This window comes from Aquabacterium sp. CECT 9606 (assembly GCF_918741295.1).
Classification (GTDB): Bacteria; Pseudomonadota; Gammaproteobacteria; order Burkholderiales; family Burkholderiaceae_C; genus Aquabacterium.
In genome coordinates, this window is record NZ_CAKKNB010000003.1 from 558538 (window position 1) to 573880 (window position 15343).

Below are 15343 nucleotides of genomic sequence, written 5' to 3' on the forward strand. Positions count from 1 at the left end.
AAAAACATCAATTTTAATTTAAAATGGCATGAATAGAAATTTAATCTTTAAAGTACTTGTTTGCTCTTTTATCTTGACAGCAAACAATGCCGAGGCAGGTGACGGATGCGGCAATGTTGATGGGTGCGATTATGATGTGCCTATTGATTTTGATTACATTGAAGCGCAGATGGCAATGCTGCCTGATACAATAATTTCAAATTCATTTTCGAATGAGAATTCGGCATTCTCGTTTTCAATCTACTCCACTTCATATAATACCGGCCCAAACATCCAGGGGGCATTGCCGACAACAACGGTAAGCGGGTCGGCTAGTAATTTTAATTTTTCACTTCCAATGCCCACATTATTTCCAAATGCGAATATTGGCACGCCGGGTGGAGGAGGTGGCGGGGGTGAACCAGGAGTTGAGGTTTCAAGTGCTCCGGTGAATGACGAGTGTAAAACAGCTCGTCCCGTAGTAATTAGAACGGGAACTAAGATTCGTACTGATGTTGATTTCAAAGGCTCGCATAGCTCTGCTTTATACCTAAAGCGAACTTATGGCTCAAAGATTGCGCCCATCTCTATTTCTCGCCCGGGTGTATTTGGACTCGGTTGGGTGTCAAATCTGGATTTGCGGCTACTACTTTTATTTCGTGATGGAAACGTGTGCAACACCCCACAACTCCCGTATTGCGACTTTGAAAATCCTGAGGACGTGTATGCATTAATGCGAGTAACTCCAAATGGGACCTATGCCTACACAAGAGATGGGACAGGCACCATGAGAAGAGTAGATTCCATATATGCCTATGAAACCATTAATTACGACACTGTGAATTTTCTATGGAGCATAGAATACAAAGATGGGACCATCGAAAAATATGCGCGAGAAGGGCACCTTGTTAGCATAACAGACAGGCATGGGAATGTAATAAACTACGATTATGTATATGGCACTCCAGCGCGGATAACATCCGTGACACACTCGAACGGATCCAAGATTAGTCTCGGCTGGACAGGAGATAGAGTGACGTCGGCGACGGACATGAATGGGAATGTGGTGAACTATGGGTATACCAACGGTATATTGACGACTGTAACCTATCCAGGTCCCACTCCCACAGCTTCCGCCTACACGTATCACTACGATACGACGGTCGATAAGTTTGTAGGTGTGTCTATTGGTGGAGCCCGCTATACGATCAATGACTATTATCCGGATGGCAAGGCCTATCACAGTGGCCTGGTCGGAGGTTTAGAGAAGGATACTTTCTCGTACGGCACTAATACGGATGGCAGCTATTTTACGCAGGTCACGGATGTGAACAACCTAACGGCAAAATATACCTTTAAAAATATCGGAGGTGCTGAACGTTTGATCAAGGTGGACAGGGGCGCTGGTGTCGGATGTAGCGCGGCGGGCAGCAGTCAAGCTTATGACCCATCCGGCTTGTTGGTCAGTCGAGATGATTTTAATAATCATAAAACTTGCTACAAACTTGATGCCTATGAGAACGAACTTGCTCGGGTTGAGGGACTGCCTAACACAGCGGTTTGCTCATCCGTTTTAGCAGATGGCGCGACGCTTCCAGCAGGGGCTCGTAAAATATCGACCAAGCTGCATCCAGACTGGTTCTATAAAATAGATCAATTTGAACCTTATAGAAGGACGACTTGGGTTTATAACGGACAACCCGATCCAACTAACAATAACGCGTTAGCCAGTTGTGCTCCTGAGAACGCCGTTCTGCCTGATGGCAAAAAGATTGCTGTTCTGTGCAAGAAAATCGAGCGGGCCACATTAGATGCTAATGGAAGCGCTGGCCTGGGTGCCTCAATGAACAATGTGGCGCTTGTGCGCGTCAACAATTACACTTATAACGAAACTGGGCAGGTTTTGACTTATACAGACACCAATGGGAATAAAACTGGTTTTGTATATCACTCAGATGTCCTATTCACCGGGATTGCACCCAATATGGCGGGGCACTCAAAAGGAGATTTAAAAGAAATTACTGATGCCAAAGGTTTTTTAACGCAATTCACATCCTACGATAAATCTGGTCGACTTTTGGGAATGACAGATGTGAATGGTGTTAATTCCACATATAGCTATAACGCCAGGGGACAGGTTCAAACCATGAATCAGGCCGGTCAGCAAATCAGCTTTGAATACTGGCCAACAGGTCTGTTGAAAAAGGCTATCCAAGCTGATGGTAGCTCACTCAGCTATACCTACGATGCCGCCCTTCGTTTGACCGACGTCAAGGATAATTTGGGCAATTCTGTCCATTACACCTTAGACGATGCAGGAAATCGTTTGTCTGAGGATGTGAAGGACAACAGCGCGACGCCCGTTCTTACTCGGAATATTACCCGAACATATGACGCCTTAAATCGCGTGCGTACGCTTATCGGAGCTGGGCAATGATTCGTGATGTTGAACCGTTAAAAGGAAATTCGATGCTGCCACCTATCAGCTGTAAGGCAATCGTAGTGATATTGGTAGGGTTGGCGCTTTTGCCGCCTGCAGCATTTGCACAGCAGGCAAGCTCAAGTCAATTTGAGTACGACTCGCAAAGCAATTTAATAAAGTTCACCGATCCCAATGGAAAGGTGACGGACTTGGTGCCAGACAACTTGGACCGATTGCAAAAGCAAACTTTGCCAAAGCCGACAGCCGCCGCTGCACGTCCTGAAATTAGCTACACCTATGATGCACTTAACCGGCTGACGAGCATCAAGGATGCGAAAGGGGCAATCACTACATATACGCCAAGCGGATTAGATGACCTTACTCAGCAGAGTCCAGACACGAACTCCTTGGTACGAAACTACAACAAAACAGGTCAGCTCAATCTCCAAACAAACCATAAGGATCAGCAAAGCGAGATTCAATACGATCCGCTTAATCGACCAAAATATATTTGGTATTACGACGAGGCGGGTCAATACTTAGGTCAGACATTGTTTGGCTATGATGCCTATAATACAACCTCTGGTTCAGAGAACTATGGTCGGGGGCGCCTGACTACGGTGGCCGAATTCGACGCCAATGGTTTAAGCCTCACTTCGACAGCGTTTCGTTATGATCAACTGGGGCGTATAACAAGGCGCTGTCAGTTCATCAGTGGTGCGGACACGGCCACAGCGTGCACGGAAACCGATGCCCTTTACTACCGTTGGGGAGCTATTAGTAGCGTTAATGCAGGTCGACTGGTTGGATTGACTTATCCCTCTGGACGCAAAGTGGATTACCAGTTTGATGCCTTGGGCCACATCACAGGAATCACCACAACCCACCCCAATGGGAGTTCCGCGATCACGGTGTTGTCTAACATTGTGTACACACCGTTAGCGATGGCTTCCAACGGTTATGCAATTAAAAGTTGGAACTTTGGAGCCACTCCAAGCACACCGCAGCAGTCCTACAGGCGTGGCTACGACACATCTGGGCGACCATCTTACTTTACCTTGGGCAGAGGCGCCTTTGGCGTCACCAACTCGATTAATCAATTGTATTTGGATGACGCCGGGCGGGTCATGACCATCAACAGTTACACCGACACTGGTAGTTTGCAATATCAGACTTATGGCTATGATGATTTGAATCGTTTGCGCAGTGCCAATTTGAATGGAACGACCTATAGTTACGACTACGATGCTAATGGGAATCGCACACTGAAAACGACCTCTGTGGTCAGCACAGCTTATACGTACTCGGGTATAAGTGGTCGGCTTGCCACGGTCAAGGTGGGTGCTGCGGCTAGTCAAGCAATCACGACTGATAGTGTTGGCAACATCACACAGGACCCAGTTGCCCCGGCAGGTAACGTCAAGTACATCTACGACAACCGTAATCTGGACCCTTATGGACGATTAATCAAGACGCAGGGGCCGGGAGCTCAGTACAGCTATTTGAACAACAATTTTGGGCAACGCCTCAGAAAAACGGGAGCAATATATACTCCCGCAGGTGGGTCGGCCATCAATCCCGTGGCCTACATTGGAAGCACCGACACTGTGTTCCAGTACGACCTGCAAGGGCACTTAATCGCAGAGCAGGATGCCAGTACAAAGCAGATCAAACGGGAGTACATCTGGCTAGGTGACACGCCCGTCGCGGTGATTGCCGGCAGTACGCCAACCAGCATGGTCACTGCAAGCAATATTGCAACTGTCTATTATGTCCACACTGACTACCTGAGCACGCCAAGATTGGTAACAGACACAGCGGGCAAAAAGCGCTGGAATTGGTCGATGGTGACAAACGAGCCCTTTGGTGCCAGTGCCGCCAATGAAGCCCCGGAAAGTCAGGTTGCAGCTCAACAGTTCACTCTGAATCTACGCTTCCCAGGGCAGTACTTAGACAAGGAAACCGGCACTTTCTACAATTACCATCGCACTTATAATCCAGCAACAGGTCGTTATGTCCAATCCGATCCCATCGGGTTGGATGGTGGGCTCAATACATACGGCTATGTTGGCGGGAATCCGCTCAGTGCTGTCGATCCAGCGGGGCTTGAGATGCTCATCATGCTCAATGCCAGCGACGTGAATTACTCTGCCGCCATCTCAACTCCCGACACGCCGGGTCTGTTGACCATAATCTCCCATGGCAGTCAGCACTCCGTCAGCCAGATGAATGCAGGACAACTCGCCAATTACATAAAAAATAGCGGGAAATGGGAAAATGGCATGCCCATTAAGCTGGACGCTTGTAACACCGGGCGAGGGGCGGACAACATTGCAAAAAATTTAAGTAGCCTGCTTAGTGTCCCAGTTACTGCCCCTAATGCAAAGTCACTTACTTTTGGTTCTTACAACATGGGGGCATGGAACACCCTAAACATTCCCTTCACAAATCTTGGTATTGCCATTACTCCGGGTATGTGGATAACATACGACATGGGAGGGCAATGAAATGTCGAGAACTAGTAAGTTCGCTGCTTGGGGATTGGCTGCGGCGATTTTAATGGTACTTGCTCTTGTACTTGTTCACGAGACAGATTGTTGTGAAAAATCGGATCCACAAGTCAAATCCCTCTTGGCATTAGCTGAGCAGGGCGACCTATTAGCCATCCGAGAACTGTATGTAAAAGCAAGTTCAGATGGAGTTACTCCTATGGTTGAGCATTGGGCGCTGGAAGGCGCCATTCGCGGAGACCCGAAGTTGCGAGAAGACTTTATTCTTCTTTTTGGGCGGATGGACGTCGGTCGCAAAGGGCAACTTCTCAGTGTTCTACGGCGCCGAACTGATCAGCCGGGCACAGCTTGCCTCCTTACTTTACTTGAAAGCCCCGGCGCGCCGATGGGTGATCACTGCTTGGAAAACACGACACAGAAAAGAGTTGGAAACGGTAAAATATAACTCGAACTTTCTGTAAAAATTTCCACAAAACACGTGGGTTACATGCCCGCAAATTTGCTCGCTTGCTGGGACGCAAGTGGAAAATGGAATGGGGCCTTGCCCCTTAATACAGCGTGTGCAGTCAAATCAGTTGGCGGGGTAATATACTCGCCAACGGAAGGTGAGACGATTACCTCGACTGTCCTGAATAAGAAAATAAGAGACATTGAATCGGGATTGTCTTGGGATAATCATATAACCATATCAAGTCATCGGCTAATATGAAAAAAACAGTCCTTTTTTAAAAATCGCATCATTTTTAATTAAACCCAGCATGAACAGAAATTCGATCCTTAAAGCACTTGCTTGCTCCGTTATTTTAATAGCCAACAATGCCGAGGCAGGTGATGGATGCGGCAATATTGATGGATGTGATTATGATGTGCCTATTGATTTTGATTACATTGAAGCGCAGATGGCAATGTTGCCTGATACAATAATTTCAAATTCATTTTCGAATGAGAATTCGGCATTCTCAATCTACTCTACTTCATATAATACCGGCCCAAACATCCAGGGGGCATTGCCGACAATAACGGTAAGCGGGTCGGCTAGTAATTTTAATTTTTCACTTCCAATGCCCACATTATTTCCAAATGCGAATATTGGCACGCCGGGTGGAGGGGGTGGCGGGGGTGAACCAGGAGTTGAGGTTTCAAGTGCTCCTGTAAATGACGAGTGTAAAACAGCTCGCCCCGTAGTGATTAGAACGGGAACTAAGGTTCGTACTGATGTTGATGTCAAAGGTGCGCATCGCTCTGCTTTATACGTAAAGCGAACTTTTAACTCAAAGGTGGCATCTACACTCTCTTCTTTTATAGGGATATTTGGTCCTGGGTGGGTCTCAAATTTGGATCTGAGATTGATTCCTATATTTCGTGACGGATCCACATGCAACACTATGCCAGGATCTTATTATTGTGAGTATGAAAATATTGAAGATGTACATGCATTTATGCGAATATCTTCAAATGGAATTTATGCCTACGCCAGAGATGGCGGCGCAATGAGAAGGGTAGATTCAACGTTTGCATACGAAACTATAAATTTCGACGACAATAATAGCATGTGGTGGATTAAATATCAAGATGGAACAATTGAAAAATATGCAATGGACGGAAGGCTTATTTCTATAACAGATAGATACCGCAATACAATAATTTATGATTATGCATATGTTAACAAGTTAACATCAGTCACCCATTCGAATGGATCCCAAATTAGCCTTGGTTGGACCGGCGATCGAGTGACGTCGGCGACGGACATGAATGGGAATGTGGTGAACTATGGGTATACCAACGGTATATTGACGACTGTAACCTATCCAGGTCCCACTCCCACAGCTTCCGCCTACACGTATCACTACGATACGACGGTCGATAAGTTTGTAGGTGTGTCTATTGGTGGAGCCCGCTATACGATCAATGACTATTATCCGGATGGCAAGGCCTATCACAGTGGCCTGGTCGGAGGTTTAGAGAAGGATACTTTCTCGTACGGCACTAATACGGATGGCAGCTATTTTACGCAGGTCACGGATGTGAACAACCTAACGGCAAAATATACCTTTAAAAATATCGGAGGTGCTGAACGTTTGATCAAGGTGGACAGGGGCGCTGGTGTCGGATGTAGCGCGGCGGGCAGCAGTCAAGCTTATGACCCATCCGGCTTGTTGGTCAGTCGAGATGATTTTAATAATCATAAAACTTGCTACAAACTTGATGCCTATGAGAACGAACTTGCTCGGGTTGAGGGACTGCCTAACACAGCGGTTTGCTCATCCGTTTTAGCAGATGGCGCGACGCTTCCAGCAGGGGCTCGTAAAATATCGACCAAGCTGCATCCAGACTGGTTCTATAAAATAGATCAATTTGAACCTTATAGAAGGACGACTTGGGTTTATAACGGACAACCCGATCCAACTAACAATAACGCGTTAGCCAGTTGTGCTCCTGAGAACGCCGTTCTGCCTGATGGCAAAAAGATTGCTGTTCTGTGCAAGAAAATCGAGCGGGCCACATTAGATGCTAATGGAAGCGCTGGCCTGGGTGCCTCAATGAACAATGTGGCGCTTGTGCGCGTCAACAATTACACTTATAACGAAACTGGGCAGGTTTTGACTTATACAGACACCAATGGGAATAAAACTGGTTTTGTATATCACTCAGATGTCCTATTCACCGGGATTGCACCCAATATGGCGGGGCACTCAAAAGGAGATTTAAAAGAAATTACTGATGCCAAAGGTTTTTTAACGCAATTCACATCCTACGATAAATCTGGTCGACTTTTGGGAATGACAGATGTGAATGGTGTTAATTCCACATATAGCTATAACGCCAGGGGACAGGTTCAAACCATGAATCAGGCCGGTCAGCAAATCAGCTTTGAATACTGGCCAACAGGTCTGTTGAAAAAGGCTATCCAAGCTGATGGTAGCTCACTCAGCTATACCTACGATGCCGCCCTTCGTTTGACCGACGTCAAGGATAATTTGGGCAATTCTGTCCATTACACCTTAGACGATGCAGGAAATCGTTTGTCTGAGGATGTGAAGGACAACAGCGCGACGCCCGTTCTTACTCGGAATATTACCCGAACATATGACGCCTTAAATCGCGTGCGTACGCTTATCGGAGCTGGGCAATGATTCGTGATGTTGAACCGTTAAAAGGAAATTCGATGCTGCCACCTATCAGCTGTAAGGCAATCGTAGTGATATTGGTAGGGTTGGCGCTTTTGCCGCCTGCAGCATTTGCACAGCAGGCAAGCTCAAGTCAATTTGAGTACGACTCGCAAAGCAATTTAATAAAGTTCACCGATCCCAATGGAAAGGTGACGGACTTGGTGCCAGACAACTTGGACCGATTGCAAAAGCAAACTTTGCCAAAGCCGACAGCCGCCGCTGCACGTCCTGAAATTAGCTACACCTATGATGCACTTAACCGGCTGACGAGCATCAAGGATGCGAAAGGGGCAATCACTACATATACGCCAAGCGGATTAGATGACCTTACTCAGCAGAGTCCAGACACGAACTCCTTGGTACGAAACTACAACAAAACAGGTCAGCTCAATCTCCAAACAAACCATAAGGATCAGCAAAGCGAGATTCAATACGATCCGCTTAATCGACCAAAATATATTTGGTATTACGACGAGGCGGGTCAATACTTAGGTCAGACATTGTTTGGCTATGATGCCTATAATACAACCTCTGGTTCAGAGAACTATGGTCGGGGGCGCCTGACTACGGTGGCCGAATTCGACGCCAATGGTTTAAGCCTCACTTCGACAGCGTTTCGTTATGATCAACTGGGGCGTATAACAAGGCGCTGTCAGTTCATCAGTGGTGCGGACACGGCCACAGCGTGCACGGAAACCGATGCCCTTTACTACCGTTGGGGAGCTATTAGTAGCGTTAATGCAGGTCGACTGGTTGGATTGACTTATCCCTCTGGACGCAAAGTGGATTACCAGTTTGATGCCTTGGGCCACATCACAGGAATCACCACAACCCACCCCAATGGGAGTTCCGCGATCACGGTGTTGTCTAACATTGTGTACACACCGTTAGCGATGGCTTCCAACGGTTATGCAATTAAAAGTTGGAACTTTGGAGCCACTCCAAGCACACCGCAGCAGTCCTACAGGCGTGGCTACGACACATCTGGGCGACCATCTTACTTTACCTTGGGCAGAGGCGCCTTTGGCGTCACCAACTCGATTAATCAATTGTATTTGGATGACGCCGGGCGGGTCATGACCATCAACAGTTACACCGACACTGGTAGTTTGCAATATCAGACTTATGGCTATGATGATTTGAATCGTTTGCGCAGTGCCAATTTGAATGGAACGACCTATAGTTACGACTACGATGCCAATGGGAATCGCACACTGAAAACGACCTCTGTGGTCAGCACAGCTTATACGTACTCGGGTATAAGTGGTCGGCTTGCCACGGTCAAGGTGGGTGCTGCGGCTAGTCAAGCAATCACGACTGATAGTGTTGGCAACATCACACAGGACCCAGTTGCCCCGGCAGGTAACGTCAAGTACATCTACGACAACCGTAATCTGGACCCTTATGGACGATTAATCAAGACGCAGGGGCCGGGAGCTCAGTACAGCTATTTGAACAACAATTTTGGGCAACGCCTCAGAAAAACGGGAGCAATATATACTCCCGCAGGTGGGTCGGCCATCAATCCCGTGGCCTACATTGGAAGCACCGACACTGTGTTCCAGTACGACCTGCAAGGGCACTTAATCGCAGAGCAGGATGCCAGTACAAAGCAGATCAAACGGGAGTACATCTGGCTAGGTGACACGCCCGTCGCGGTGATTGCCGGCAGTACGCCAACCAGCATGGTCACTGCAAGCAATATTGCAACTGTCTATTATGTCCACACTGACTACCTGAGCACGCCAAGATTGGTAACAGACACAGCGGGCAAAAAGCGCTGGAATTGGTCGATGGTGACAAACGAGCCCTTTGGTGCCAGTGCCGCCAATGAAGCCCCGGAAAGTCAGGTTGCAGCTCAACAGTTCACTCTGAATCTACGCTTCCCAGGGCAGTACTTAGACAAGGAAACCGGCACTTTCTACAATTACCATCGCACTTATAATCCAGCAACAGGTCGTTATGTCCAATCCGATCCCATCGGGTTGGATGGTGGACTTAACACATATGGCTATGCAAATGGAAATAGTCTTAGCAATATCGATCCATATGGCCTATGGACAGTGGAAGTAGGCGGGTATTTGGGCGGCGGAGGGGCCCTTACTTTTGGGCGCGATCCCTCAAGCGGCACTGGTTTCATGGCATTAAAACTTGGAAAGGGTCTTGGATTTGGTGCAGCCTATGACCCCCTTGGTGGCCGCGCGGGGGGCGATGCCACTCAATGCGGCAAAGGAGGCGTAGGTGTCGGATTCTTTGCCCAGGGAGGCGGAAATTTGGGTCCCTTGTCAGCCAATGTTGAGGCCAATGTAGGAAAAAACTATTTTGGTTGGTTTAGTTCGTCAAGCTCTTACGGAGGAGTTTCGCCAAAGGCTTCTTTAGACACCAAATGGGGGATCGGCGCCGGGGCAGCTGCGGGTGTCGAATTTACGGTGTTTGGTCAGCCATGAAGACTTCATCTCGACTACGAAATGGAATGGGGACGGCATTGTTGATCCTTGCTGCGCTGATCTTTCTACCTCCCTTGGTTGTGGACAAACTTGACGCATGGCACGAGGCACCATCTCTTTTGGCAGAAAATTCTCGTCTGATTGAGCAATGCGGACTTGGGGTTCGCGTTGACTTAAGTAGATGGTTTTACACCTATCGATTCTCTGGCAGCAACGCATATGCTAAATTTCGTGCCACGGCTATAAGCTCTGTATGTAACAAATCATTAATTGTGGAATTGAAGAAGCAGGGAAACGTTTGGCAGTTAGTAGAATGGAAGGATTACTGAATTGTCGTGGCCTTGCGTGCGGTAGGGCCACGTATTGGCAGCCTTGATCGTGAACTCCATGGCAATATATACGATGCGGTTTTACATGCCAATGTTATCTGGATTGAATCAATGCATTGGGGGTGATTGAATGCGTCAGCTGCTTTCATTGCCTTTTCTGAATACAATCCTCGGTGACACGTCCGACTTTTAAGTTGGTTGTAGTTTATACTTGCGGCATGGTGCATAGTTGTTATTAAGAAACCAATGCGCATATTTAGACTTTAATCACCCAAAGGGTTCGAGGCAGTACTCGTATTAAAATTAAGGTGTTTGGAATTAACGTGCTTTATATTCGACTCATCCGGAACCGCGGCTTTACGTTGTTAGAATTGCTGGTTGTCATGGTGATCATTGGCCTGCTGGCCAGCTACGTCGGCCCACGCTTTTTCGAACAAGTTGGCAAGAGCGAAATCAAGGCCACCCGCGCCCAGATCGATGCCTTCAGCAAGGCACTGGACACCTACCGACTGGACATCGGCCACTACCCCACCACCGAACAAGGCCTCAAAGCCTTGATTGATCGGCCCGCCAACGAGGCCAAGTGGGGTGGCCCTTATTTGCAGAAGGACGTTCCGGCCGATCCCTGGGGACAGCTATACCAGTACAAAGCACCGGGCGACAACAAGCGCGACTACGACATCGTCTCATTTGGCAAAGACGGCCAGCGCGGTGGCGATGGTGACGCTGCCGACATCGCCTCCTGGCAAACCGGCCGTTGAGCTGATACCCATGCGCTTCCATCTGGATGTGGTTCAGGGCCGAAGCGCCCCTCAAACATTGGTGATGGACGCCATCAGCCTGGACGATGCCAAGGCGCGCTTGCAGCAACAAGGCTACATCGTCCTGTCCGGTCGCGAAGAAAGCGGCGCGTTCAAATCCAAAGCTGTCGGCCAATCCAGCGCCAGATCCAATCGGCGTGATCTGGTGCTCTTCATTGAGCAGCTGCACGCCTTGCTGCAAGCCGGGCTCAGCCTCATTGAAGCGCTGGAGACCTTGCGCAAGGGGGCGAGCGGCCGATGGGCAGAGATCATCGGCCAAGTTGACACACACCTGCGACAAGGGCAGACCTTGTCCAAGGCCATGGAACATCAGCCCCTGTTCCCACCCCTTCTGATCGCCATGGTTCGGTCGGCTGAGGTGACCTCCGATCTACCGCAAGCATTGACTCGTTATCTTGAGCACGAGCGCCGCTCGGAACAAGTCCGGCACCAGATCACCTCAGTGGCGCTGTACCCGGTTCTGCTGATGGGCGTGGGCGGCAGCGTCATGCTGTTCTTGATGCTCTACGTCATGCCTCGCTTTGCGAGGGTGTTTGAAAGCATGAACAACCTGCCCTGGTCCGCCAAGGCCATGGTGGCTTGGTCTCACCTTCTCAAAGCCCACGGCCTTGACCTGTTGCTGGGGGCGGCCGTGATCGCAGCTGCATTGGTGAGCGTTTTGGCGGTGCCCACCTACCGCGCCAAGCTGCTGAACCGCATCCTGGATATCGGGCCGCTGGCCAAGCATTTGCGCATTTATTTTCTGGCCCGCTGGTACCGGACCATTGGCATGTTGGTGGAGGGTGGCATGCCCCTGCCTGAATCGCTGGCTCTGGCCAACCAGGTGCTGCCCCTGGGCCTCAGGTCAAGTGGCTTGGCCGTCGAACAAGCCATGCGCCAAGGACTGGCCCCATCGAATGCCTTCATGCTGGTTGGCATGGCCACGCCCGTGGCCGAGCAGCTTCTGCGGGCGGGTGAACGCTCAGGCGATGTGGGGGTCATGCTCGGGCGTGCCGCCGAGTTCCACGAAAACGAGGTGGCCAAGTCGCTGGACAAGACCATGCGGATCATTGAACCGGTCGTGATGACCGTGATCGGCCTGGGTGTGGGCGTGGTGGTGGTGTTGATGTACCTGCCCATTTTTGAGTTGGCCTCGGCCATCCAGTGAAAGCCATCGCAGCACCCATGACGCCAGTTTCCTTTTTGTCTCAAAAATTGCCCGATGCCATTCGCGCGGTGTCCTCCGGGGGCCAGCCAGCAGACTTGCTGGTCAGCCTGCAGGCGGGGTTCGAGACCAATGGTGCGCTGGTCAGTTGGCTGGCCCATGAACTGGACATGCCCGTCGTTCAGATGGCCGATCTGGGCAAGTGGACGCCCCGGTTTGACTTGCTGTCGTTCGTGGACAGTTCGCGCATGCGCTGCGCCTTGGCTCAGGATGGCGATGGCGGCTTGCAACTCGTGGTCACCGACCCCTTCGATCAAGACCGGCTTGCGTGGGCGCACACGGTTCTTGGCCCACACACCGTGAGTTTGGCCAGCAAAGAGACACTCGAAGCTTGGCTGTCTCACTGCGAGGCCCACATGAGCGCCTTGGGCACGATGACGGTGGCAAGCTCCAGCGGCGGCGCTGTCAGCGCTGCAAAAGCAGAACAATTGAGTTTGCTGCAAATCGGCGCCGACGAGAGCCCGGCTGTGCGCTTCGTCAACTCGACCTTGTTCGATGCACTGCGCACGGGCGCCTCCGACATCCACCTGGAATGCGACCCCAACGGCTTGAGCGTCAAGTTTCGGATCGATGGTGTGCTCAGCCTGCAGCGCCACATGGACAGCATCGAACTGGCCACCCAGGCCATCAGCCGCATCAAGGTGATGGCGCAACTGGACATTGCCGAAAGGCGCATCCCCCAGGACGGCCGCTTGCAGATCAATTTTGAGGGACGCAGCATCGACATCCGCGTCTCCATCATGCCCAGCATCCATGGCGAAGACGCCGTGCTGCGCGTGCTGGACCGCCAGCACCTGGCCCAAAGCCTGGAGGGGCTGACTCTGTCCAAGCTGGGCTTCAATCCCGAGGCCATCACCGCCCTGCAACATTGGAGTTGCAAATCGCACGGCATGATGCTGGTTACCGGGCCGACTGGATCTGGCAAGACCACTACTTTGTACGCGGCCATTGCAGAAACCCACAACCCGCGGGACAAGATCATCACCATTGAAGACCCGGTGGAGTACCAACTCCCCGGCGTTCTGCAGATCCCGGTGAACGAACGCAAGGGCTTGACGTTTGCACGCGGGCTGCGCTCCATCCTTCGCCACGATCCGGACAAGATCCTCGTCGGAGAAATCCGCGATGCAGAGACCGCCCAGATTGCCATCCAGTCGGCCTTGACAGGGCATTTGGTGTTCACCACGGTGCACGCCAACAATGTGTTCGATGTGGTGGGCCGCTTCACGCAATTTGACATTGACGTCTACACATTCGCATCGGCCATCAACGGGATCGTGGCTCAACGGCTGTTGCGCAAGGTTTGCCCACACTGCGCCATCAAGGCCACACAACCGTCCGACCTGCCCTCGGCGCAGGATCAAGCGCATCTGGTGACATCTTCCAGTAGCCACCAATGGCTGCAAGCCCAAGGTTGTGAGCACTGCAGAGGTTCGGGCTATTCGGGGCGCTTTGCGCTGGGAGAGATCCTGGAAATGACGCCCACCATGAAGGGGCTGATTGCCGCTCGGGCGCCTTTGGATCAATTGCAAATTGAAGCGCAAAAGAATGGCTGGGTGGGTTTGCGGGGTTTGGCTTTGAACGCCGCCGCGCAGGGGAAGACGACGATTGAGGAGGTCAATCGTGTGGCTTCCTGACGCGTGGCGCTCGCCACCCTACATGCTGCGACTGGGGCAGGCCTTCATTCAACTGTGGCAGTTCAATGGCCGCGACTGGGCGCAGATTGAAAGCCAGGCGGTGCATCACCTGGCCCACGATCAGTACACGGAACTTTCAGAACTGCTGCCAGGCATCACCCAGGCCCTGCCTCACGGGGCTCGCGTGCAGGTGGTGGCCGATTCCAAATGGATGCCGGTCAGCCTGATTCTCACAGGAAGCAAGCCTTTGTCGAGAGCCCAAATCGATGTTCTGGCCAAGCACCGCTTCTCGCAGATCTTTGGCGAGCACGCCAAGGTCTGGAACATCCAAAGCAGCTATGTGGCAGGTGATCCCCAAACCATGGCGTTTGCCTGCCCCAGTGGACTGCTGACCGGCTTGCGTCAAGGCATCGAGACCCAGCAGCCGGGTGGGCATGTCCGGCACCGGCTGGTTGGGCTTGCGCCCACCTTGTCCTGGACATGGGAGCAAATCTGGCGCTCAGGCGCAGGGCAAGCTGCTACTTGGCTTGTCCTGGCAGAGCAAGACCGCAGCATTTTGGTCAGGGCCCCCAAAGGGCAGGCCCTGGGACTGCAACCTGCTGGACCGATTCTGCAAAGCCCTGCTCATCTGGACAAAGTGCTCCGCACCGAAGCCCTGCGCTTTGGCGTGTTTGAGGAGTCCACCTCCGTGGCGGGCTTCTCGTTCGAGGCCATTCCAGAGATGGCGACCCGCCCTTCATCGGATGCATTTCATTGGCAAGTGCTTGGAACCCAGGGGTCCACTACGTGAGGGCCCTGCGCATTGACTTCGTGAGGTCGCCAAG

10 protein-coding genes are annotated in these 15343 nt (G+C 51.0%); all 10 read left to right on the forward strand.

Annotation, left to right across the window (positions count from 1 at the left end; all coding sequences use genetic code 11):
• Nucleotides 1-28: 28 nt before the first annotated feature.
• The 10 genes from LQ232_RS15275 to LQ232_RS15320 all read left to right on the forward strand — a co-directional run bounded on the left by LQ232_RS15275 (nucleotide 29) and on the right by LQ232_RS15320 (nucleotide 15309).
• On the forward strand, nucleotides 29-2416 hold the full coding sequence (locus LQ232_RS15275) for a DUF6531 domain-containing protein (protein ID WP_230181201.1): 2388 nt from the start codon (nucleotides 29-31) through the stop codon (nucleotides 2414-2416).
• Nucleotides 2413-4908, forward strand: a complete 2496-nt coding sequence (locus LQ232_RS15280) for an RHS repeat-associated core domain-containing protein (protein WP_230181202.1) — start codon at nucleotides 2413-2415, stop codon at nucleotides 4906-4908. The genes LQ232_RS15275 and LQ232_RS15280 overlap by 4 nt, the downstream gene beginning before the upstream one ends.
• Before the next feature lies 1 nt (nucleotide 4909).
• Nucleotides 4910-5356: a hypothetical protein gene (locus tag LQ232_RS15285; RefSeq protein ID WP_230181203.1), complete on the forward strand. Its 447-nt coding sequence runs from the start codon at nucleotides 4910-4912 to the stop codon at nucleotides 5354-5356.
• Nucleotides 5357-5669: 313 nt separating this feature from the next.
• Complete coding sequence (locus LQ232_RS15290) at nucleotides 5670-8045, forward strand: DUF6531 domain-containing protein (RefSeq protein WP_230181204.1); 2376 nt, start codon at nucleotides 5670-5672, stop codon at nucleotides 8043-8045.
• Entirely contained in the window at nucleotides 8042-10528 is a 2487-nt protein-coding gene (locus tag LQ232_RS15295; RefSeq protein ID WP_230181205.1) for an RHS repeat-associated core domain-containing protein, read from the forward strand. The genes LQ232_RS15290 and LQ232_RS15295 overlap by 4 nt, the downstream gene beginning before the upstream one ends.
• Nucleotides 10525-10857 (forward strand): hypothetical protein, encoded by a 333-nt coding sequence (locus LQ232_RS15300; RefSeq protein ID WP_230181206.1) that lies wholly within the window; start codon nucleotides 10525-10527, stop codon nucleotides 10855-10857. Before LQ232_RS15295 ends, LQ232_RS15300 begins: the two co-directional genes overlap by 4 nt.
• A 317-nt stretch (nucleotides 10858-11174) precedes the next feature.
• Nucleotides 11175-11618 carry a type II secretion system major pseudopilin GspG gene (gene gspG / locus LQ232_RS15305; RefSeq protein WP_230181609.1) on the forward strand — a complete coding sequence of 148 codons (444 nt, stop codon included), beginning with the start codon at nucleotides 11175-11177 and terminating at the stop codon, nucleotides 11616-11618.
• 10 nt (nucleotides 11619-11628) lie between these two features.
• On the forward strand, nucleotides 11629-12825 hold the full coding sequence (locus LQ232_RS15310; RefSeq protein ID WP_230181207.1) for a type II secretion system F family protein: 1197 nt from the start codon (nucleotides 11629-11631) through the stop codon (nucleotides 12823-12825).
• 17 nt (nucleotides 12826-12842) lie between these two features.
• Complete coding sequence (locus LQ232_RS15315) at nucleotides 12843-14519, forward strand: GspE/PulE family protein (RefSeq protein WP_230181208.1); 1677 nt, start codon at nucleotides 12843-12845, stop codon at nucleotides 14517-14519.
• Entirely contained in the window at nucleotides 14506-15309 is an 804-nt protein-coding gene (locus LQ232_RS15320; RefSeq protein WP_230181209.1) for a hypothetical protein, read from the forward strand. The genes LQ232_RS15315 and LQ232_RS15320 overlap by 14 nt, the downstream gene beginning before the upstream one ends.
• Nucleotides 15310-15343: the final 34 nt, after the last annotated feature.